The organism is Acidicapsa acidisoli (assembly GCF_025685625.1).
GTDB classification, from domain to species: Bacteria; Acidobacteriota; Terriglobia; order Terriglobales; family Acidobacteriaceae; genus Acidicapsa; species Acidicapsa acidisoli.
This window is the reverse complement of sequence record NZ_JAGSYI010000003.1, coordinates 432,292-452,184: the sequence shown is the minus strand read 5'-3', so window position 1 is coordinate 452,184 and position 19,893 is coordinate 432,292. Positions and strand designations below refer to the sequence as shown.

Here is a 19,893-nt window from a genome sequence, read left to right as displayed (position 1 = left end):
ATTTCGGAAGGCAGATTATGGCGAAGAATATTGGCAAGGTAATTCAGGTTTCCGGTCCCGCAGTGGACGTGCAGTTTGAAGAGGTGCACATGCCGCCTATTTATCAGGCGCTGCGCGTGACCAGTGAAGGCTTCACCGTCCCCGGGCCGATCGATGTGATCCTCGAGGTGCAGCAGCACCTTGGCGAGGGCCGGGTGCGTACCGTGGCCATGACGGCCACCGACGGCATGGTTCGCGGTATGAATGCAGAAGATCTGGGCTCGCAGATCACCATGCCGGTGGGCCGCGAGACTCTGGGCCGCGTGCTCAACGTCGTTGGCGAGCCGGTGGACGAGCTTGGCCCTGTTGGCGAAAAGCAGCGCAAGCCGATTCATCACCCCGCGCCGTCGTTCGAAGAGCAATCGACGCGCGAGGAGATGTTCGAAACGGGCATCAAGGTCATCGATCTGATCCAGCCGTTTTTGAAGGGCGGCAAGATCGGCCTCTTCGGTGGCGCGGGTGTGGGTAAGACGGTCATCATTCAAGAGCTGATCAACAATGTCGCGACCAAGCACGGCGGTTACTCGGTCTTTGCCGGCGTGGGCGAGCGTACCCGTGAGGGCAACGATCTCTGGCTTGAAATGAGCGAGTCGGGCGTGATCAAGCCGGGCGATCCGGCCAATTCCAAGGCCGCCTTGATTTACGGCCAGATGACCGAGCCGCCAGGAGCCCGTCTGCGCGTGGCGCTGAGCGCGTTGACCGTCGCCGAGCACTTCCGTGACGAAGAAGGCGCGGACACGCTGCTCTTCATCGACAACATCTTCCGTTTCACGCAGGCCGGTTCCGAGGTTTCGACGCTACTGGGCCGTATGCCGTCCGCTGTGGGATACCAGCCGAACCTTGCCACGGAAATGGGCGAGCTGCAGGAGCGCATCACTTCGACCAAGAAGGGTTCCGTCACCTCGGTGCAGGCCGTTTACGTGCCCGCCGACGACTTGACCGATCCCGCGCCGGCCACGACCTTTGCCCACCTCGACGCCACGACGGTTTTGAGCCGGCCGCTTTCCGAGCTTGGCATCTATCCCGCCGTCGATCCTCTCGCTTCGAGTTCGCGTATTTTGAGCGCGCGTGTGGTCGGGCAGGAGCACTATGATGTGGCGCAGGGCGTCAAACGCATCCTGCAGCGCTACAAGGACTTGCAGGATATCATCGCCATCCTCGGCATCGACGAGTTGAGCGACGACGACAAGATCACCGTTGCACGCGCCCGCAAGGTCCAGAAGTTCCTTTCGCAGCCCTTCCACGTGGCCGAACAGTTCACCGGAATCTCCGGACGTTATTGCAAGATCGCGGATACCGTTCGCTCCTTCAAGGAAATCATCGAAGGCAAGCACGACGATGTGCCGGAACAGGCCTTCTACATGAAGGGCACGATTGAAGAAGTGCTCGAAACCGCCGAGAAGATGAAGGCGACGGCTTAAGAGGGCGTTATGGCTGAGGAAAGCAACAAAATCCGGGTCAGGCTGGTAACGCCCGAGCGCATCCTTTTCGAGGAACTCGCTGACGCGGTCGAGCTTCCCGCGAAGAACGGCTACATGGAGGTGCTCTACGGGCACGCTCCTTTGCTGGCCGAACTCGGCGCGGGAGATGTGACGCTGCATGGCGTGTCCGGAGGTGCCGCAAATCTGGGCGATGGAACGCGCTACAACGTAAGCTGGGGCTTCGTCGAGGTGCTGCCGGATCGGGTGACGATTCTGGCTAATGATGCGCAGGTCCCTTCTGCAATCGATATTCCCAGCGCTCAGAGGCAGCTTGAACACGGTCATGAACTCTGGGATAAGGCTGGCGACAGCGCGGACGCTTATGCGGATGCCGAGCGCGTGATCAACGAGGCCGAGGCGAAGCTGGCCAGCGCACAGGCCAAGGAATAGCAGAAATGAAGTAGAAAAGAACGGGTCCTCGCCAAATCGGCCGGGACGCGTTTTTTCTTGACCTGAGGTTGGCCCCCGGTCCGTTCTTCGGGAAGCACCAGTAACCTGATATATAACGAGGTAGCTGGCGGATTTTTGCCCCTGTCGCGCGACAAGCCGGGATCATTGCTCCTACAATTCCATTTAGAAATGACTGGCCGCAAGACAAATCGGGTATTTGAGGTTGCATGTCCGGATTGCTCCGCGATGCTGCGAATCGATGCGGAGACTGGCGCGCTGATCAGCCACACATCCGCGCCTCGCAAGCGCACCTTTGAAGATCTGGCCACGGCGGCGCAGGCGATGCGCGACCAGGATGAGCGCAAGGAGTCTATTTTCCGGCAATCGATGGAAGCCGAGAAGAACAAGGGCGATCTGCTCGAGAAGAAGTTCGCTGAGGCTCTGCGCAAGGCCAAGGACGCACCCGAGGGCAAGCCGTTGCGCGAGTTCGATCTCGATTAAAAATCCGAATTCCATTTGCTTTTGTTCGTGAGCCGCAAAACGGCATCAGAGTAAGCAAGGAGAAAGTCTATGGTCGCAGTTCCTATTCCTCGCTCCGGCGCTTCGTCACAATCCCGCTATCCGCAGGCGTTTGCGTCGTATTCTGAAGTGCCCGCAGCGGGTTCCGCTTCACTGCCAGCGCCCGCGCCGTCGCCGCAATCTGCTTCGGCCGATTGGACACATTATGTAGCGGCTGGCACGCTCCTGGCCGGCGGAGTGTTGATCGCAACTGGCCGTCGCCGGGCTGGTGTCGCGGTCGCTGCAGCCGGAACTGCAATGGCGCTTCTGGAGGAGCAGGAAACAGTCAGGACCTGGTGGAAGAACCTTCCCGGCTATCTGAACGATGCCCAGCACTTTCTGGACAAGATTGAGGGATATCTGAAGGAGGCGTCCGTGCAGGGGCAACGAATTCAGAGCATTTTGCGAAAGTAGACTGAGGTCCCGTCGGCCCTAGATTCCCAACTGCTTTCGGCCAGCTTCGCTGATGCGATGCGGTGACCATTTGGGTTCCCAGACCAAGTCGACCTCCACTTTGCTCACTTGCGGAATCCCGGCTAGCCGGTTGTGGACCTGTTCGAAGATGAGGCCGCTCGCCGGGCATTGCGGAGTGGTCAGAGTCATGGTGACTTTGACGCGCTGGCGAGGGAAGGCCGGAGTTGAGTTCGGATCGGGCTCAATGGCGACGTCGTAAATCAGTCCCAGATCGACGAGATTCAGCTTTACTTCTGGATCGAAGCAATCGCGCAGCGCGGCCCAGATGTCCTCAGCGGTGAGGGGCTGCAACTTCATCGGTGCGAATCGAACGGCCATTGTCAGTTCTTGCGCTCGACCAGGTAACGGGCCACTGCTTTCAAGCCCTCGGCATTGGGTCCAAAGCTTTGCAACGCTTCAAATGCCTCGGTAATGAGGCGATCGGCGTCCTTCAGGCTCTGTTCCAGACCGAAGACCGCTGGCCAGGTGGCTTTGTCGCTGGTCAGGTCCTTTCCGGCGGTCTTGCCGAGTTGCTCGGAGTCCTGCGTGACGTCGAGCACGTCATCTACGATCTGAAAAGCGAGGCCGGCTTTGCGGCCGAAGATGTCGAGGCGGGCGGCCTGCTCGGCGCTGGCTCCTGCGAAAATGCCTCCGGTGACGACGCTGACGCGGATCAGTGCCCCGGTTTTGGCGCGATGGATCGCTTCGACGAGGGCCGGGGTCGGTTTTTGGTGTTCGCCTTCGAGGTCGAGCACCTGACCGCCGATCATGCCGTCGACCGTGCCGGTGGCCTGTGCAACGAGCCGAATGATCTCGACAATCGCCGCGACCGGACACTCCAGCTTCGCGAGGACTTCGTAGGCCTGCGTTTGTAGCGCATCGCCTGCCAGGATGGCGATAGCCTCGCCGAAGGCTACGTGGCAGGTAGGCTTTCCGCGGCGGAGATCGTCGTTGTCGAGCGCTGGCAGGTCGTCGTGGATGAGCGAGTAGGTGTGCAGCATTTCGAGGGCTGCGCCAAGATTGGCGATACCGGCAGGCGCTCTTCCAGCTACTGCAATCGCAGACTGGATGGCGAGCACGGGGCGCAGGCGCTTGCCGCCGGCGAAGACAGAATGGCGCATGGCGCCATGAATTGACGCGGGGACGGTTGTCGCCGCCGGAATCAGCGATTCGAGTGTTTGATCGATGAGTTCTGCGCCCTCCCGGATGAGCGACTTCACATCGAGCTTCAGGTCTACATACATTCTCTTGATGATAAACGAATCGCCTTCCTGCGACGCTCGACGATCCATAAGCCGGCCAGCAAAACCAGAGACGCGAGGCTGATCCAGCGGCCCGAACTGACATCGGTTGTCGTGCTCCAGCGCACGTCGATCATGGAAGGTCCGGCAACGACCGGAATTGCGATCAGGCCGTCTTCGCGATTTGGGAGCGATTTTGGGGGCTTTCCGTTGACCGTAATGAGCCAGGCGGGGTAGCGGCTGAGGCGTAGAACGACGAATCCGTCATGATCGCTGTCGATCTGAAGGAGTTTATGCTCGTTTTGCCACAATTGGGCGGTGAACGTGTCATCGCAGGAGCCTTGCTCGGGATACCAGACAGGCGTGGTACCTGAGTCACTGTCGCCCAACTCCTGGGTTGCGTCGGAAACGAGGCAGCCATCGGGCAGGCCGGAGGCGATGAGGCTGTTGTCGCTGGCCGCAGCCGCGTATTCATCGGTGCCCTCGATGCCGGTTCCGGCGCGGAAGACGGCAACCTGGTTTTCGACGTTGTCGTCCTCGTCGCAGGATTGGAAAAAGACCTGCGTCGCTACTCCGGCGACAAGGAGCAGAGCGGCGATCCAGCCGATTGCCGACCAGATTCGAGAACGACGGCTTCCCAACGGAGTCGCTGCTGCCAGGAAAATTGCGAATGGCAGGTCGAGAACCAAGAGCCAGCGCCAGGGAAACTGGAGAAACTGCCAGCGGGGGAGCAGATTCCACACCGGCGCGGAGAGGGGCAGCTGAAGCAGGAAAAGAATCGGGATGAGCAGGGCCAGGGGCAGCGAGAGGCGTCGGCTAGAGGACAGCAGTTTGCGTCGCATCGCGCAGAAGATCAGCGCCGCCAGGGCAAGGGCTGTAGTGAGCACGGCGATGGTGGACGCGAGATGCAAAACCTGATCGTGTAGCGCTAGGTCTGGGCTGGCGTGGCGCATGAAGAGCCAGCTATCGCTGACGCGCATGCCGACGTCCACAGCCTGCTGAATTGCGATCCAGCGCTGCTCGACGGCGGCGGGAACCAGGTAGAAAGCTGCGAGCCCCAAGGCAATTACTACCGCAATCGAAGCGCGCAGGATCGGCCACAACTGCCGCTGGATAACAGCCGCCGCGAGTGCCGCGAAGGCGAGCAGGTAGCTGGCCATGACTCCGGCGGGGGCGTTGGTGAGCCACGTGCCTGCGAGAAGGAGGGCCAGCGGTGCCGTCGAGCCGTCTATAGCTCGACCAAATTGCGAGACTCGAGGCTCGCCAGGTTCGGATTGATGCCAGGCGAAGAGCAGCAGCAAGGGAATCCAGAACGCGGCGGCGAGTTCGCCAAAGGCGGTGCGTTCGTAGGCGGTGAAGAGTGTGTAGGGAGTGCTGGTCGCAATTACTCCGGCGAGCGTGGCCGCAGGGGCCGGAAGAAAACTGCGAGCGAGAGCGCGGGTTGAGAGTCCAACGGCGGTCAGGCACAGGAATGTGAACGCGGCCGCAACCCACGTCCACGGAATGAGATAGCCGAGAAGCGCGCCGACGATCCACGTGATCGGCGGGTAGAAGAGGAAACGGGCCTCGCCGGCACCCCAGTTGGGTGTTTGCGCCCAATGGGGATAGAGAACTCCCTGGCTCCAGCTTCGCTGTGTCTCGAACCATGAAATCAGATGAAATCCGAAATCGTGGCCGCAGGAGACACCGCGAATCATCCTCGGACTCGATGCGAGCAGGGCTGCGAGCGGGATGAGCAGGATGCCGTTGCGAAAGTGAAACCGGCTTGCCAGAGAATCGACGGACAACGCGGCGGGTTGAAGCTTGCGAATTGCGCCCACTTACGGCACCAGTTCAAGCGTGTGGGTGGTCTGTGCGGCTACAGCTGACGGAGAAAAAGGCAGCGGGAAGGTCGTGCCTCCGTACCATGCAGGCCACTGGTCCTCGAACCACTGACTCGATGGGTCGCCGCTCTCGCCGAGGACGATGTTTTCGGTTGAGGCGTCCGGAGCGCTCCAGTCCATGGTGAAGCGCTGACTCGGGCCAAAGGCGCGGCCGACCTGCTTGATGGTTGTGTGACCTCCGCTCAGAGGCTGCTCGCCCGTTCCGGACCAGCCTTTGACGATTGGCAGCAACTGATAGACCGGGTGTTCGAGGTCGATGACATGCCAGGAGCCGTAGTTCCAGTGCGACACGTTCTCCGGCGCTTTGCCGTCTTGCAATCCTTTGCGAACGGCCTCGGTGAGCAGTGCGTCCCAATCCTTGTAATTGGCGGGAAGCCATGGACTGGGCGTCGCTGCACCGGAGCCGTGCATGATGATCTCTTCCTCGGCAAAGTCCTTCTCCGCCCAGTCGTAGGAGTCGAAGTCGCTGCCCAGCTTGGGGTCGAGAATAAGATGCCAGAAGGCTTGGCGCGCGCGATAAATGATCGATGCCGCCGGCGAATCGGCGGACATTCGGCCATCCCAGCTTCGCAGTATGTCGGCAGCTTGCTTGAGGCGGGCATCGGCTCCGTTGCTTTGAGATTTCTGCAAGGTCTGGTCAATGGCGTAGGCGAAACGGTGCGCCAGCTCTTGATCGACCTCGCTGTAAATGTCGGTCTGGACGGGAAGCATATCTTCGCGTGTGAGCTTGTCGCGGCCGCGAAGGTCCATATAGACACGCTCGGCGCGGTAGGGGTCGGGCCACTCCAGCGTGAGGGGAAATTTGGTGTCATTGGGAGTGACGCGGGCATTGGCCGTGGCCAGCAGTCCCGAGGGTGGATCTACGGAATAGGGAAGCTGGTCAAAGGGAATATACCCCTGCCACTCATGCTGCCAATCCTGTATGGGAATGCCCATCAGGCCAGCGGGGCGCAGTGGAACCTTGCCGACTGCATGATAGGCGATGTGCCCTGCGTCGTCCGCGTAGACGACATTCTGCGTCGGCCAGCACCAGGCGGCAAGGGCATTCGAGAAATGCGGCCAGTCCTGTGCGGTGTTCATCTCGTAGAGCGGGATGGTTCCGATCGCCGGGTCATAGAGTGTCCAATGCAGCGCGATGGGCCGGGTTTCGTTCTTGAAGATCGGGTTCAGCAAGGGGCCGTGCGCCGTGAGCTGCACATCCACCTTGACGTCTTTGTTAAAGCGCACGTGGATCGTTTCCTCCGAGTGCGCCAGAGGCAGCCAGTTGCCCTGAGGACCGGCGTAGTTGCCCTTGCCGTCGAGCTTTTCCACGTACAGATCCTGCACGTCTCCATAGAGCGCGGTAAAACCCCATGCCACGTGGTCGTTATGGCCCGCGATGACCAGCGGCATTCCTGGCAGCGTAACCCCGGCGACATGCAGACCGGGAGCCTTGAGATCGGCCATGTACCAGATGTTCGGAACGGAAAGGCCGAGGTGCATGTCATTGGAAAGCAGCGGTTTACCGCTTGCGGTGTGTTTTCCGGCGATGACCCAGTTATTCGAGCCCGGGGTGCAGCCGTCGCAGGAGGGAAGCCCTTCGATTTGCCGAATTTGTTTCAAGTTGCTTGCGTCTTCATAAGGGTGGTCGGGATAGAGATTGTCTGGATAAAAACGGGCGGGCGCGGCAGTTTTCGTCTCGGTCTTGTCGTCGTCTTCGTCGTCAGGCAGCGGCGGTGGGGGATGTGGCTGCGTCATGTCCGCGACTGCTCCTGTCGGCGGCTGGTCGCGCCAGGAGCCGGTGGGATAGAGATCCGCTTCGAGTTTGGGATCGTGCAGGCGGCGTGCGATGCGTTCGCGGGAGAGTTTGACATCCCAGTGGGAGTCGAGGCTTTCCACCATATTCAGGCCGATCAGGATTGAATCTACCGGGGACCACCGACGCGGGCGGTAATGCAGGAATCGGAACTCCGAGGGAAAGTGACCCTGACTTTGATTCATGAACTGGTTTACGCCGGCGGCGTATTGCTCATAGCGATGGCGGTCGGCGTCCGGAAGGCTGTTATAGACACGCTGGGCCACGTTGCGGAACTGGAAGACGCGCATGGCCTTATCGTGCTCCACCAGTGAAGGCCCCAGGATCTCGGCCAGTTCGCCAGCCGCATTGCGGCGCAGCATGTCCATCTGCCAGAGCCGGTCCTGAGCTGTGATGTATCCCTGAGCGAGCAGCAGATCGTTCTGCGTCGCGGCTTCAATGTGCGGTACGCCGTGGCCATCGCGGCGGACAGTTACGGGAGCGGAAAGTCCGGCTAGTTTCAGGTTGCCGTCTAACTGCGGAAGCGACGTCACCATCGCGTGGTGAATCCAGAAGAGTCCGCTGCCAGCCAGCAGGAGCACAATGGCGATGATTCCACCCAAGGCCCACAGGGTGCGACGCAGCCAGCGACTTACTCGTGTCAAAGCGTTTATCTCCAGGTTTTCCATCCGATTTGCCGGATGTTGCCAAATGTCTTCAATCAGCTTGCTTAGGATAGCTGGGGCTGCGCAACCGGGGAAGGGGATTCGACTCTGGCCCGGCGGCCGTAGATCAGAATTAAGACGATGAGGACGAAAAGGATGACAGGAATCACCAAGAGACTGCCTTCCGGTCCATCACTGCCACCGCTCCAGATCGCCGCGCCAGCGGGACTGGTGTTCAGGAGATGGCCCGTCGGTTGAATGCCACTGTCTGCGGTGCCATAAAAGAAAGTCTGCGCCCAATCCCACGCGGCATGAAATCCAATCGCCCACCATGCCGAGCCGGTCAGACGGACGCTAGCGCAGAAAACAAAGCCGATGGCTGCGGCGGAAAAGATTCCTACCCAGGTTTCGCCTTTGTTGAAGGTGTGGACGTAGCCGAAGAAGGTGGAGGTTAGCCACGCAGCCTGCCAGAACCCTGCAGAGGCCGATTTCTTGAGATGCAACACCAGGCAAGGCGCAACCCCGAGCAGCGCCATGAGGTAGACGCCGCCTGAGCCGCTCCCATGGCTGTTCCAAAGCGCCAACATGCTGAATGAGGTAACCGAGCCCAGCGCCCACCAGTAGTTCATCCCGCGCGCAAGGGTAAATAGCATGTAGCAGCGTGTCATGCCTTCTTCGCTGAGGCCAGTGAGCAGAAAGACGAGGGCCCAGAGTGCGCCGAAGCGAACGATGGCTATGCCGCTGAGGGAAACCGCGCCCAGATGCAACCAACCTCCGGCGTAAAGCGCGCCCACGAGAGCGGTCAGGGCGATAAATCCGCCCAATAGCCCTGCGAAAAAATGCAAGGCGCGGTTAGGGCCGCGTAGGTTGTAATCGAGAATTCGCCGGCGCTCGATGAGTGCGCAGATTGCGGCTGCGGCGAGAAGTCCGAGGAACTGGAGCAGTTCTTCGGTGATCGCACTGGCAGGTGTAAATACGCCCGGCTTGACATGGAAGACATTGGGCAGGAGCAGCGCGGCTACCGATCCCAGAACTCCCATGGAAAGGAAGGTAAGAACCAGAAACAGGGCAACGGACCAACCGACGCGAACGCCCTTTGGGCCGAAGAGCATCCATTTCAGAAAGCGCGTTTCCGCCGGTTCCGGGAAAAGCTGCGGTTGCGTCCGCGCGGACCCATGTTCGGAAGTAATTCGGAGGTCTGGACGCAAATTTGGCCGCAAGTCCGGCCTCGAATCCGGACTTGATTCAGGATTCTTTTCGGCTGCCGGAAGTTGTGTTTCAGGGTTCACAATTCGTCCTCTGAGTGCGAATGCAGCGATCGTCTGGCGCTGATTTCACGATAGCCTACGCGGCAAAGTGCGGAATAGTTCCTGGCGGCGTCCCGTTCCGGCATCGTTTGAAGTGAGGACCAATTTGACGCGACTTCCCCGGGCGGCAGAGCCGGGCGCTTGACATAGGCGCTGCGGACGCTGATGCTAAACACTTCGGCTATTGTGGCGGGCGCAGTCATGCGTTGCCGCAAAGGATCTTGATTTTGGGAGCAGTTTGCTTGCGGGTTCGCGTTTTCTATCACGACAAATGTTTTGACGGGGCCTGCTCCGCTTCGCTGTTCACACGCTTCTATCGCGAATGCATCGCTCCCAAGGCCGGCTCGGAAGTCTCCTACGAATTTCATGGGCTGGTGCATCGCGCGGGCGCGCTTTTCAATGAGAGCGATTTCACCGGCGACGAAAATGCCATCGTCGACTTCAAATACTCCTCCTCGCCAAAAATTACGTGGTGGTTCGACCACCATCTCTCCGCATTTCTCACCCCTGCCGATCACGAGAATTTTCTGGCCTGTCAGCGGGACGCGGAGTGCGCAGGACGGAAGTTTTTCGATCCAACCTACACCTCCTGCACCAGCTATCTGGCGCACATCGCCGAGACGCGATTTAGCTTCGATACCAAACCGGTCAAAGAGTTGATCTATTGGGCCAACATCGTCGATGGAGCTCTCTACGAGAGCCCCGAATCGGCGGTGGAGATGGCGGCTCCGGCGATGAAGCTGACGCTGATCATCGAGGCTACGCAGGACCCGGAGTTTATCCCCAGGCTGATTCCGCTGTTGACCGAACTGCCGCTGGCCGAGGTGCTCGAACAACCTTTCGTGGCGAGCCTGCTGCCGCCGCTGCTCGAACAACACCAGCGCGCGATTGCGCTGATCCGCGAGCGGGCCGAATACCACGACGGCACGATCTTCTTCGATATTTCGGATCATCTGCTGGAAGGCTTCAACAAGTTCATCCCCTACTACCTCTATCCGAAGGCGACTTACTCTATCGGGCTTTCCAAGTCGAGTTTCCGGACCAAGGTCGCTGTGGGGTCCAATCCCTGGACCAAGGCGCGACCCGAGGAGATGGTGAACCTCGCGCAAGTTTGCGAGCGGTACGGCGGCGGCGGCCACGCGCGGGTCGGCGCGATCAGCTTTCCGCCCGACCGCAGCGACGAAGCGCGCGAAGCCGCACGTGTAATCGTGGCTGAGTTGCGGGCGCGGAATCCGTTTCCGGGGCAGTGAACTCCGCGAAATAGTCCGCTCTGTAGATAAGATCGGGGTGCCTAATGCGTCTTCGCCTGCTGTTGATTTCAGCGCTTGCCGTTGCTATTGCATCCCGCGGTAATTCGCAGACCCCTCCAACCGCTCCGCAGGATTGGGCGCTGGGGCCATTTACCCGCCCGGTTGATGAGCCGATTCTCAAACCTCGCCCCGAGAGCGTCTTTCAAGATCCTCTGCGCAAGGAGCCGGTGCACTGGGAGGCGCTGCACACCTTCAATCCTGCTGCTGTCGTCCGGGATGGCAAGGTTTTTGTGCTGTATCGGGCTGAAGATGACTCCGGGACGATGCAGATCGGCATGCATACCTCGCGCCTCGGATTGGCCGAGTCCGAGGATGGAATCCACTTCACTCGTCGGCCCGAGCCGGTCTTTTATCCGGCCGAAGACAGTCAGAAATCCCGCGAGTGGCCCGGCGGAGTCGAAGACCCGCGCATCGTCGAAGCTCCGGACGGCACGTATGTCCTGACCTATACGCAGTGGAATCGCAAGACATACACCATAGGCGTAGCAACCTCCCGCGACTTGATTCACTGGACCAAGCACGGTCCGGCGCTTGGCGAAACCGGACCATACGCGAACCTGATGTACAAATCCAGCGGAATTGTGACCAGGCCGGATCATGGACGCCTGATCGCGGCCAGGATTCACGGAAAATTCTGGATGTACTGGGGCGAAATCCAAGTCCGCGTAGCAAGCTCACCGGACCTGATTCACTGGACGCCGGTGGAAGAGAGCCCCGGTAAGCCAATGGTTGTTCTTGAGAACCGGCCCGACCTCTTCGATAGCGGATTTCCCGAGGTAGGCACACCGCCCGTCCTGACTAGGCAGGGAATTCTCGTTCTATACAACGGAAAGAACGCAGAGCTGGGTAAGAATCCCGATCCGGATTTGGGCGCGGGAGCGTACTCGGTCGGGCAGGCATTGTTCGATGTCAACCATCCGACGCGACTTCTGCATCGGCTCGACCAGCCCAGTCTGCATCCGGAAAAATCGTATGAGCGCAGCGGGCAATACGCCGCGGGAACCACCTTTGGTGAAGGGCTGGTCTTTTTCAGGGGTCAGTGGTTTTTGTACTACGGCTGCGCGGATTCCTTTGTCGCTGTGGCAACGGCGCCCGGAGGCGCCGCTGTGAACGTTCCTACTCCCTAGTCTGTTGCGTCCTAAATCTTGGCGTGCGTATGCAGGTGCAAGCTGGGCCATTCAGGGCGACGGTGTTCGAGGAAGGCTCGCACACCCTCGCGGAAATCCTCCGTCGAGCGTTGCATCGCGTTGGCGGAGATTGCGTCCTCGATCTCCTCGTCAAGCTGATTCGCGGAGTGTCCTGCGAGCAGTTCTTTCACGGCGCGCATGGCCTGCGGGCTGTTCTGCAGCAGGCTTTGCGCCAGCGCATGGGCCTCGGCAAGCAGATCTTCCGGTTGCGTAATGCGCGTGACCAAGCCAAGCCGCAACGCCTCGTCGGCCTTAAGAATGCGGCCACTCAGGAGAAGCTCGCGAGTGCGCTTTTCGCCAACCTGCCGCAGCAGGAAAGATGCCACAATCGCAGGAACGAAGCCCACGCGCACCTCGGTGTAGCCGAATCGCGCATCGGGTACTGCGTAGGTGAAGTCGCAGAGTGTCGCAAGGCCCATCCCTCCCGCAATGGCCGGTCCGTTGACAGCGGCGATGACGGGCTTGGGGAATTCATACAGGGTTCGCAATACCCGGGCCACGTTCTCCGAGTCGCGCCGGTGCTGCTCCACCGTCCGGGCATGCATGGTCTCAAGTTGCTCCATGTCCAGGCCCGCGCAAAAGGCTGAACCGGCGCCAGTAAGAATCACCACGCCGCAGTCGCACTCCGAGGTTTCGTTCAGTACTTGAGTCAACTCATCAATCAACTCGGGGCTCAGCGCGTTGCGCTTATCCGGCCGGTTGAGAGTGATGGTTTGTACTCCGTGTGCGGAATCGACTTCAATGAAACGTAAACGGCTCATGGGAGAACCTCCTGCGCTTGACGACTTTTATACACCCTTTATGAATGCGGATGATACGCACTCTGGTGTATGAATGTCCGTGACTGGAGTCACACGCCGTTTGCGTTCAATGCTACCTATTACTTGGCGCTGAATGTTAACAGCCAGAGGACGAAGGCACAGACCGCGTGCACCAGCAAGAGCTGAACCACGGTGGCCTTCAGCGACTTGCTTCGCGTCAGCATGACCGCAACCAGCAGACCATCCAGAGGCAGTTGGGCATAGAGAGCCATTTGCGGTAATACTGTCGCCATCTGGGCATCGATCCCAACCTCGCGATGGGTCGCAAGGAGTGCGAAGGGGAAGGCGAAACGCACCGCCCAGACTCCGATCTGGCTCGCCATTGCCTGCCATTCGGGCGCGAAGCCGGTGAGTAACAAGCCCACGGCGGCTGGCCAGATGGCCGCGAAGTTGATGCCGCTCTTCTTGCTCGTGGCCCTCGCGGCTTTGTCCGCCGCTTTCGGTTGCGCCGGCTTGATCGCCTGCAATTCCTGGGCAAATTCCGAGGTGCGGATGGAGCGAACCGGCTGCACATGCTTCTTGGTGGTCCGGTACTTTGCTTCGGGCATGGTGGCTGCGATCTGGTTCATGCCCGTAGAGTAATGTTACCGATTGGCGCACTCAATGACGCGAATGGGTCATGCGGATAGTCAGATCGGAGCATGAGAGAAACAACCCGTGGCCCCGGCGCATGAATTCACTCAAGAGCCTCGTTACAGGCTCAACTCAGAGGCTTAATTCAGAGGCCCGGCGCTGCATCGCCGCCAGACAGAAAGCGATGTGTGCATCCAGATCCACGCCCAGCTCCTCAGCGCCCTGGATGACATCCTGCCGGTTGACCCCACGGGCAAAAGCCTTATCCTTGAGCTTTTTTCGGACACTGGACGGTTCCACATCGGCGATGGCCTTGGACGGCTTGACCAAGGCACACGCCGTCAGGAATCCGGAAAGCTCGTCGCAGGCAAAGAGCACTTTGTCCATATGGGTTTCGCGCGGGACACCGGAATAAGTAGCGTGGCCTAGAATCGCGGTCTGCGTCGCCTGCGGCCAGCCCAAACGCGCCAGCTCGCGCACTCCGACGAAGGGATGCTCTTCGAGCGAAGGATGCCGCTCGTAATCGAAGTCGTGGAGCAGGGCAGTGGTGGCGTAAAGCGTCAGAAACTCCTCGCGAGCGGACTCAGTCAAATCAATGCGGTCGGCTTCGGCTTCGCCATAAGCCAAGACGCAGGTTTCCACGCCAAGGGCGTGCTTGCGGAGGCTCTCGCTCTGGGTCCATTCGATCAGGAGCGCCCATGCGGCGGCACGGTCGTAAGTGTAAGGAAGGGCTTCAGTTGCGGTTGGCAGATTTGTGCTCGGCTGGTTTGCGTTCATCGTGGTGAACTTATTATCAGCCATAAAGGGGCGAATTTTGGTTCGATTCGATTGTTCCAAACAGGGATGTTTACGCCCGTGGTTCGCGTTTTTCCGTGTTTTCTTGGGAATCTTCCCGGTTATTCCGGAATGACCCCTACTTTTCACTTGACAATTATGGTTCCTCCCAGTGAAAGTAACACTTGACGTGGTGGAACAGGCACCACCGGAAGCCTGGCTCTGGCCTCCGCATACGAATTATGGCAACAACACTGGTATCGATGCCCGTTGTGAAATCCACCGCGGGTCTAGGCGCGGGTTCTGGGCGCGAGGTTCTGCGCTGTGAGCACTGCCTTCTGATGCAGTTCAGAACCAGCAACTCCATGTGCAGGCGGTGCCACAAGCCGCTGGATGTGGAAGAAGCTCCAGCCCCTCTCGAAGCTGTGGCGATCAGCGAAACTCCCGCCAGCAATACGGATGCGGGTCTGAGGGTCGCGGCGCAGGTCAAGGACATTCGCAAGGCGCGCCACCTGAGCCAGCGTCAACTGGCAAGCCGCATGCAGGTTCCTCGGACCTACATCTCCAAGATCGAAAACGGCAAGGCGATTCCAACGCTCGGCTCCCTGGAGCGGTTGGCCTCGGCCCTGGACGTCGATATCTGCCAGCTTGTCCGGGACGGTAGAAGCCGCCGCGACGAAGAGGTTGCGCAGATCCTTGCCGATCCCTTTCTGGCCGAGTTGGCCGAGTATCTACCCAGGTTGGAGGCGTTACAGCGCTCTCTGCTCATGAATCATGCACGGGATCGGGCTCGCGATGCGATGCGCGAAGCCTCAGCCGGGAAGCGGCGCACGGCGTAGGTACACGGCGTTTTTTTTCAAAAACGAATTGCGTTGTCGCCGGACGTCCCTTGTACCTCGCTGATTCCGAAGTGCTTCGGGCGAATCGTTGCGACACGTAGGCGCATGTGCTAGCGTCAATGTTGCTGGCAGAAGTTGCCAGAAGTGGTTGCACGAGGCAAATCTTTGTACCTGACAGCTACGTCGCGGATTCATGAACTTACGCCCGAGGAACGGGCGATCTACGCGACCCTCACACCTGCGCGATTGCCGGAGCATGTTGCCATCATCATGGATGGCAATGGGCGCTGGGCCGGAGCACGATCTCTGAAGCGTTTTCTGGGGCACCAGCAGGGCGCCAAAAGCGTCCAGCTCGTGACGGAAACGGCCTCGCGTATCGGTCTTCCCTGGCTGACACTCTATGCGTTTTCTCTCGAAAACAACCTGCGCCGCCCCCGCGCTGAGGTCAGCTTTCTGATGCGTTTGCTCCGCAGCTACCTGGAGAGCAACCTGCAGCGCATGATGGACAACAATGTCCGCATCCGGTACATCGGACGCACCCACGAGCTTCCGCCCGAAGTTCAGGACAAGATGCACTGGGCAGCGGAAGCGACTGCGCGCAACACCGGAACGACTCTGACCCTGGCGCTCAACTACGGCGCCCGTTCAGAAATGGTAGACGCCTTTCGTGCGCTCTCGCTGGAGTTGAAACAAAAGGGATTAAGTGCGGATCGTGTCACCGAGGAAGACATTCATCGCCATCTTTACACCGCGCACATGCCCGACCCGGACCTGCTGATCCGCACCTCCGGCGAAATGCGGATTTCGAACTATCTGCTGTGGCAGATCGCGTATACGGAGATTTTTGTCACCGAGCGTTTCTGGCCGGATTTCCGAGGAATTCATTTGCTGGAAGCGATTGCGGCCTATCAGCGTCGCGAACGGCGTTATGGCGGCCTCGGTGAGGCTGAACGGGAAGGGTCGGCCGATGAGCAGGATATGACCGCAGAGGTTCGCTCAGCAGCCGGCTAGAACTCCTGCTTCCTCAGCCGATTTCCCGCGTCGATGCCTCGCAGGCCACTGATGTATTCTCTAGCCTGCATGAAAAGAATACTTACAGCTCTGGTTCTTATTCCCCTGGTCATAGTCCTGGTATTTCTGGGGCCCGATTGGCTTGTGACGGTCGCTGTAGGCGCGGTCGCCATGCTGGCGGCGTGGGAGTATCTGGCGATCGCGCAGGCAACTGGCTCACGGGTGCCGCGGATTCCCGTTCTGGCAGCTATCGCTATTCTCTTCGCAGTCAATTTTCTCTGGCCGGATAAGCTGGTGGCCGCGCTCGGCGCGCTTTCGCTCGGGCTGCTGGTTTATTGCGCCTTCGCGGTGCCCATTGCCGAAGTGCTGCAGGATGCGTCGAACGCGGTTTTTTGCCTGCTCTATACCGGTTTTACTCTGATCTCTCTGCCCGTGTTGCGAAGTTCGGAAGATGGCAAATCGCTGGTGGCGTTTCTTCTCTGCGCGGTGTGGGCCGGCGATATCGTTGCACTATACGTGGGGCGGAGCCTGGGACGGCACAAGCTCGCTCCGCAGCTCAGCCCCAACAAGACATGGGAAGGCACAATCGGCTCAGTTTTCGGCAGCCTGCTTGTCACATTCCTGCTGATCGTTCTGGCGGTACAGCTTTCCCGGCGCGAAATTCTGGTTTTGGCGTTTCCTGGTCCGATCTCGCACTGGCTCCTTCTGGCCCTGCTCGTGAATGTGGCGGCGCAGGTGGGCGATCTGGCAGAGTCGGCGCTCAAGCGGTCGGCGGGGGTCAAGGATTCCGGAGCGCTCCTGCCGGGCCACGGCGGAGTTCTGGACCGCATCGACGCTCTGCTGTTTGCGGCTCCCGTGCTGTGGTACGCTCAGGTTATCCAGCACTTTTAGTGCTGTGCAAGGATCGAATAACTACTTGAAGCGCCTGGCAATTCTCGGTTCCACTGGCTCCATTGGCCAGAGCACCCTATCGATAGTTTCCTCCTATCCGGATCGGTACTCGGTCGCCACGCTGGCGGCTGGACGCAATCTCGACGCGGCCTTTGAGCAGGCCCGGCGGTGGCGTCCGCGCGTCGTTTCGCTGGCCACGGAAGAGCTGGCCGCAGAGCTGGCCCACCGCCTCAAAGCCGCAGGCACGACAGGCGTCGAAGTGCTGTGGGGCACGGCCGGCAGCGTGGTTTGCGCGACGCATCCGGATGTGGATTTCGCTGTTTCCGCGATCGTTGGCGTCGCGGGGCTCGAAGCGACGCACGCTGCAATTCTGGCGGGCAAGCCAGTCGGGCTGGCCAACAAGGAGTGCATGGTCGCCGCCGGCGAGATCCTGACCGCCGCTGCCCGTGAGCGGAATGTGCCATTACTGCCCATCGACTCCGAGCACAACGCCGTGCATCAGTGCATGCGGGTAGGAACAACCGCCGAGGTCAAGCAAGTCTGGCTGACAGCCTCAGGCGGTCCATTTCGCCAGTGGCCGCTCGAGCAATTTGCCGGGATCACCCCTGAACAGGCGCTCAAGCACCCGACCTGGGTGATGGGCCAGCGGATCACGATTGATTCGGCCACGATGCTCAACAAAGGCCTTGAAGTGATTGAGGCCTGCCGCCTGTTCGACCTGCCTGCGTCACAGATCCGGGTGACGGTGCATCCGCAGTCGACGGTGCATTCGCTGGTCGAGTACATCGACGGGTCGATTCTGGCGCAGATTTCCGTCACCGACATGCGGCTTCCGATTCTCTACGCACTGGCTTACCCGGAGCGACCCGCGTCGTCCCTGACCTTCGATCTGGCTGCGCTTTCGCACCTCGATTTCGCTCCGCCGGACTTCGAGCGCTTCCCCTGCCTCCGTCTGGCCTACGAGGCGGCGGAGATGGGCGGAGCGCATTGCATCGCCCTGAATGCCGCCGACGAGGTCGCAGTAGACGCTTTTCTAGGCCGCCGGATACCGTTTCTTGGTATCCCGCGTACAATAGAAGAGGTCCTGGAACGGACCCCTGCCCATCATCCGGAGACGATTGCCGGGGTGTTGGAAGCCGATTCTCAGGCGCGTGAACGGGCTCGCGAGGTTGTCTCCGCAGCTGCTATTCGCGTTTAGCCCCACAGAAGTTCAGAGGTATTGCACGCGCATTTATGCACACATTTCTCGTCGATCTCGTTTCCGTCGTAATTGTCCTCGGCATTCTGGTATTGGTCCATGAATTTGGCCACTTTCTTGCGGCCAAACTCTGCGGCGTGCGTGTCGAGCAGTTTTCGATTGGTTTTCCGCCACGGCTCTTTGGCATCAAGATCGGCGAGACGGATTACTGCATCTCGGCAACCCCGCTGGGCGGATACGTGAAGATGACCGGCGAGTCGATGCCGGGGGAGAACCTGTCCCTTCAGGGCGCAGATGGCGAAACGCTGGCTGAGCAGAAGGAGGATCCAGGAGCCCTGACCTCGCATCCGCGCTGGCAGCGGATGATCATCGGGTTTGCCGGTCCATTCGCAAATTTTGTGCTCGCCCTGGGCCTGATGACCGGCTTCTATATGCTGCACAATGAGGTGCCGCTCTATGAGGACCAGCCAATCCAACTGGATTGGGTGATTCCGGGATCGACGGCAGCCAACGCTGGGTTGATGGCCGGAGACACGATCGTCAGTTTTGACGGCCAGAAGAAGCCCTCCTGGGAAGAGGTCTACGAGCACACCGCGCTGAACCTGCAAAGCGAGAACATCAGTCATAGCGTTCCGGTCGTCGTCGAACGCAACGGACAGCGCATCACCGCGACCTTGCCGCTTTCCGATGGAACGCCTGCGTCGAAGGCGGCGGCTGACTTCACGCTGGACAAGATCGGTCTGCTTCCAGTAATCCAACCGGGGCCGGTCAAGGTCAGCTCGGTCAGCGACGCTTCCCCTGCGTTGAAGGCGGGAATGCAGAGCGGCGACCAGATTCTCTCCATTGACGGACACCAATTTCACGGTACCCCGACAATCGTCGCTTATCTACAGGATCGCAAAGGCGCATCGGTCACCGTGCAACTGGAGCACGCCGGAAATACATCCTCGGTCGTGATTCAGCCAAGGCTGGATCAGGGACCGGACGGCTCTGCCTGGCACATCGGGTTCATGGGAGCGCCGCCGCCGTCGCGCATCGAGCAGATGCCTTTTCCAAAGGCGGTGAAGGCTTCGGTCAAATTCAGCCGCGAAAACTCGCTGCTGATTCTCGAAGTCCTCAAGCGGCTGCTGACGCACCGGATGTCGGTCAACACGCTCTCCTCGCCCATTGGAATCGCGCAGCAGACCGGTATGGCCGCCGAGACCCCCGGCTGGGAAGCCAAATTCCGCATCATGGCCGCGCTTAGCCTGAATCTGGGCATCCTCAATCTGCTTCCATTCCCGATTCTGGACGGCGGCATGATTCTCTTCCTGATCATTGAGAGCATCCTGCGGCGCGACGTGAACATGGTCTTCAAAGAACGTATCTATCAGGTGGCATTCGTTCTGATCATCGTGTTTTTCGGCTATATCGTCTTCAACGACATCTCCAAGTTATCGATATTCGCTCAATCCAAGCCGTAGAACATGAATCGTCTGAGATCGAAAGAAAGTTGCCC

Annotated in this window: 19 protein-coding genes; 11 read left to right on the top strand and 8 right to left on the bottom strand. The window is 59.8% G+C overall.

Annotated features, from left to right (window positions below; genetic code table 11):
* Positions 1 to 17 precede the first annotated feature (17 nt).
* The 4 genes from atpD (at position 18) to OHL23_RS19690 (ending at position 2,882) form a co-directional block, all read left to right on the top strand.
* A complete protein-coding gene (atpD, locus tag OHL23_RS19705) occupies positions 18 to 1,460 on the top strand; it encodes a F0F1 ATP synthase subunit beta (protein WP_263353678.1) in 1,443 nt (480 codons plus the stop codon).
* Positions 1,461 to 1,469: 9 nt separating this feature from the next.
* Positions 1,470 to 1,910, top strand: a complete 441-nt coding sequence (gene atpC / locus OHL23_RS19700) for an ATP synthase F1 subunit epsilon (protein ID WP_263353677.1) — start codon at positions 1,470 to 1,472, stop codon at positions 1,908 to 1,910.
* 246 nt (positions 1,911 to 2,156) lie between these two features.
* Complete coding sequence (locus OHL23_RS19695; protein ID WP_263353676.1) at positions 2,157 to 2,411, top strand: hypothetical protein; 255 nt, start codon at positions 2,157 to 2,159, stop codon at positions 2,409 to 2,411.
* A 69-nt stretch (positions 2,412 to 2,480) separates the two neighbouring features.
* On the top strand, positions 2,481 to 2,882 hold the full coding sequence (locus OHL23_RS19690; protein WP_263353675.1) for a hypothetical protein: 402 nt from the start codon (positions 2,481 to 2,483) through the stop codon (positions 2,880 to 2,882).
* Between the two features lie 18 nt (positions 2,883 to 2,900).
* Here the strand turns inward: OHL23_RS19690 and OHL23_RS19685 are convergent, their stop codons facing one another.
* The 5 genes from OHL23_RS19685 to OHL23_RS19665 form a co-directional block, all read right to left on the bottom strand.
* Positions 2,901 to 3,260 (bottom strand): metal-sulfur cluster assembly factor, encoded by a 360-nt coding sequence (locus OHL23_RS19685; protein ID WP_263353674.1) that lies wholly within the window; start codon positions 3,258 to 3,260, stop codon positions 2,901 to 2,903.
* A 2-nt stretch (positions 3,261 to 3,262) separates the two neighbouring features.
* Positions 3,263 to 4,213, bottom strand: a complete 951-nt coding sequence (locus OHL23_RS19680) for a polyprenyl synthetase family protein (RefSeq protein ID WP_263353673.1) — start codon at positions 4,211 to 4,213, stop codon at positions 3,263 to 3,265.
* A complete protein-coding gene (locus OHL23_RS19675; protein ID WP_263353672.1) occupies positions 4,156 to 5,982 on the bottom strand; it encodes a hypothetical protein in 1,827 nt (608 codons plus the stop codon). The genes OHL23_RS19680 and OHL23_RS19675 overlap by 58 nt, the downstream gene beginning before the upstream one ends.
* Positions 5,983 to 8,484, bottom strand: coding sequence for a penicillin acylase family protein (locus tag OHL23_RS19670; protein WP_263353671.1), 2,502 nt, complete (start codon positions 8,482 to 8,484; stop codon positions 5,983 to 5,985).
* 65 nt (positions 8,485 to 8,549) lie between these two features.
* Entirely contained in the window at positions 8,550 to 9,773 is a 1,224-nt protein-coding gene (locus OHL23_RS19665) for a CPBP family intramembrane glutamic endopeptidase (RefSeq protein WP_263353670.1), read from the bottom strand.
* A 260-nt stretch (positions 9,774 to 10,033) separates the two neighbouring features.
* Between OHL23_RS19665 and OHL23_RS19660 the strand changes: the two genes are divergently transcribed.
* Positions 10,034 to 11,041, top strand: a complete 1,008-nt coding sequence (locus OHL23_RS19660) for a phosphoesterase (protein ID WP_263353669.1) — start codon at positions 10,034 to 10,036, stop codon at positions 11,039 to 11,041.
* 44 nt (positions 11,042 to 11,085) lie between these two features.
* The gene (locus tag OHL23_RS19655; protein ID WP_263353668.1) at positions 11,086 to 12,228 is read left to right on the top strand and encodes a glycoside hydrolase family 130 protein; all 1,143 of its coding nucleotides are present in this window, start codon (positions 11,086 to 11,088) and stop codon (positions 12,226 to 12,228) included.
* 11 nt (positions 12,229 to 12,239) lie between these two features.
* Here the strand turns inward: OHL23_RS19655 and OHL23_RS19650 are convergent, their stop codons facing one another.
* From OHL23_RS19650 to OHL23_RS19640, 3 genes are all read right to left on the bottom strand, one after another.
* The gene (locus tag OHL23_RS19650) at positions 12,240 to 13,049 is read right to left on the bottom strand and encodes an enoyl-CoA hydratase/isomerase family protein (RefSeq protein ID WP_263353667.1); all 810 of its coding nucleotides are present in this window, start codon (positions 13,047 to 13,049) and stop codon (positions 12,240 to 12,242) included.
* 119 nt (positions 13,050 to 13,168) lie between these two features.
* Entirely contained in the window at positions 13,169 to 13,678 is a 510-nt protein-coding gene (locus OHL23_RS19645; protein WP_263353666.1) for a hypothetical protein, read from the bottom strand.
* A gap of 136 nt (positions 13,679 to 13,814) precedes the next feature.
* Positions 13,815 to 14,483, bottom strand: coding sequence for an HAD family hydrolase (locus OHL23_RS19640; RefSeq protein ID WP_263353665.1), 669 nt, complete (start codon positions 14,481 to 14,483; stop codon positions 13,815 to 13,817).
* A 215-nt stretch (positions 14,484 to 14,698) separates the two neighbouring features.
* Between OHL23_RS19640 and OHL23_RS19635 the strand changes: the two genes are divergently transcribed.
* The 5 genes from OHL23_RS19635 to rseP all read left to right on the top strand — a co-directional run bounded on the left by OHL23_RS19635 (position 14,699) and on the right by rseP (position 19,858).
* Entirely contained in the window at positions 14,699 to 15,295 is a 597-nt protein-coding gene (locus OHL23_RS19635; protein ID WP_263353664.1) for a helix-turn-helix domain-containing protein, read from the top strand.
* A 165-nt stretch (positions 15,296 to 15,460) separates the two neighbouring features.
* The gene (locus OHL23_RS19630; RefSeq protein WP_396127390.1) at positions 15,461 to 16,306 is read left to right on the top strand and encodes an isoprenyl transferase; all 846 of its coding nucleotides are present in this window, start codon (positions 15,461 to 15,463) and stop codon (positions 16,304 to 16,306) included.
* A gap of 33 nt (positions 16,307 to 16,339) precedes the next feature.
* Positions 16,340 to 17,197, top strand: a complete 858-nt coding sequence (locus OHL23_RS19625; protein WP_317891704.1) for a phosphatidate cytidylyltransferase — start codon at positions 16,340 to 16,342, stop codon at positions 17,195 to 17,197.
* 25 nt (positions 17,198 to 17,222) lie between these two features.
* The gene (locus OHL23_RS19620; protein WP_263353662.1) at positions 17,223 to 18,395 is read left to right on the top strand and encodes a 1-deoxy-D-xylulose-5-phosphate reductoisomerase; all 1,173 of its coding nucleotides are present in this window, start codon (positions 17,223 to 17,225) and stop codon (positions 18,393 to 18,395) included.
* Between the two features lie 35 nt (positions 18,396 to 18,430).
* A complete protein-coding gene (gene rseP / locus OHL23_RS19615; protein WP_263353661.1) occupies positions 18,431 to 19,858 on the top strand; it encodes an RIP metalloprotease RseP in 1,428 nt (475 codons plus the stop codon).
* Positions 19,859 to 19,893 lie beyond the last annotated feature (35 nt).

Excerpts from the sequence above, each read along its gene's own strand:
- OHL23_RS19635 (WP_263353664.1), top strand. The coding sequence starts at position 14,699 with ATGGCAACAACACTGGTATCGATGCCCGTTGTGAAATCCACCGCGGGT.
- OHL23_RS19645 (WP_263353666.1), bottom strand. The coding sequence starts at position 13,678 with ATGAACCAGATCGCAGCCACCATGCCCGAAGCAAAGTACCGGACCACC.
- atpD (WP_263353678.1), top strand. The coding sequence starts at position 18 with ATGGCGAAGAATATTGGCAAGGTAATTCAGGTTTCCGGTCCCGCAGTG.
- OHL23_RS19625 (WP_317891704.1), top strand. The coding sequence starts at position 16,340 with ATGCCTCGCAGGCCACTGATGTATTCTCTAGCCTGCATGAAAAGAATA.
- OHL23_RS19640 (WP_263353665.1), bottom strand. The coding sequence starts at position 14,483 with ATGGCTGATAATAAGTTCACCACGATGAACGCAAACCAGCCGAGCACA.
- OHL23_RS19680 (WP_263353673.1), bottom strand. The coding sequence starts at position 4,213 with ATGGATCGTCGAGCGTCGCAGGAAGGCGATTCGTTTATCATCAAGAGA.
- OHL23_RS19650 (WP_263353667.1), bottom strand. The coding sequence starts at position 13,049 with ATGAGCCGTTTACGTTTCATTGAAGTCGATTCCGCACACGGAGTACAA.
- rseP (WP_263353661.1), top strand. The coding sequence starts at position 18,431 with ATGCACACATTTCTCGTCGATCTCGTTTCCGTCGTAATTGTCCTCGGC.
- OHL23_RS19655 (WP_263353668.1), top strand. The coding sequence starts at position 11,086 with ATGCGTCTTCGCCTGCTGTTGATTTCAGCGCTTGCCGTTGCTATTGCA.
- atpC (WP_263353677.1), top strand. The coding sequence starts at position 1,470 with ATGGCTGAGGAAAGCAACAAAATCCGGGTCAGGCTGGTAACGCCCGAG.
- OHL23_RS19685 (WP_263353674.1), bottom strand. The coding sequence starts at position 3,260 with ATGGCCGTTCGATTCGCACCGATGAAGTTGCAGCCCCTCACCGCTGAG.
- OHL23_RS19695 (WP_263353676.1), top strand. The coding sequence starts at position 2,157 with ATGCTGCGAATCGATGCGGAGACTGGCGCGCTGATCAGCCACACATCC.
- OHL23_RS19690 (WP_263353675.1), top strand. The coding sequence starts at position 2,481 with ATGGTCGCAGTTCCTATTCCTCGCTCCGGCGCTTCGTCACAATCCCGC.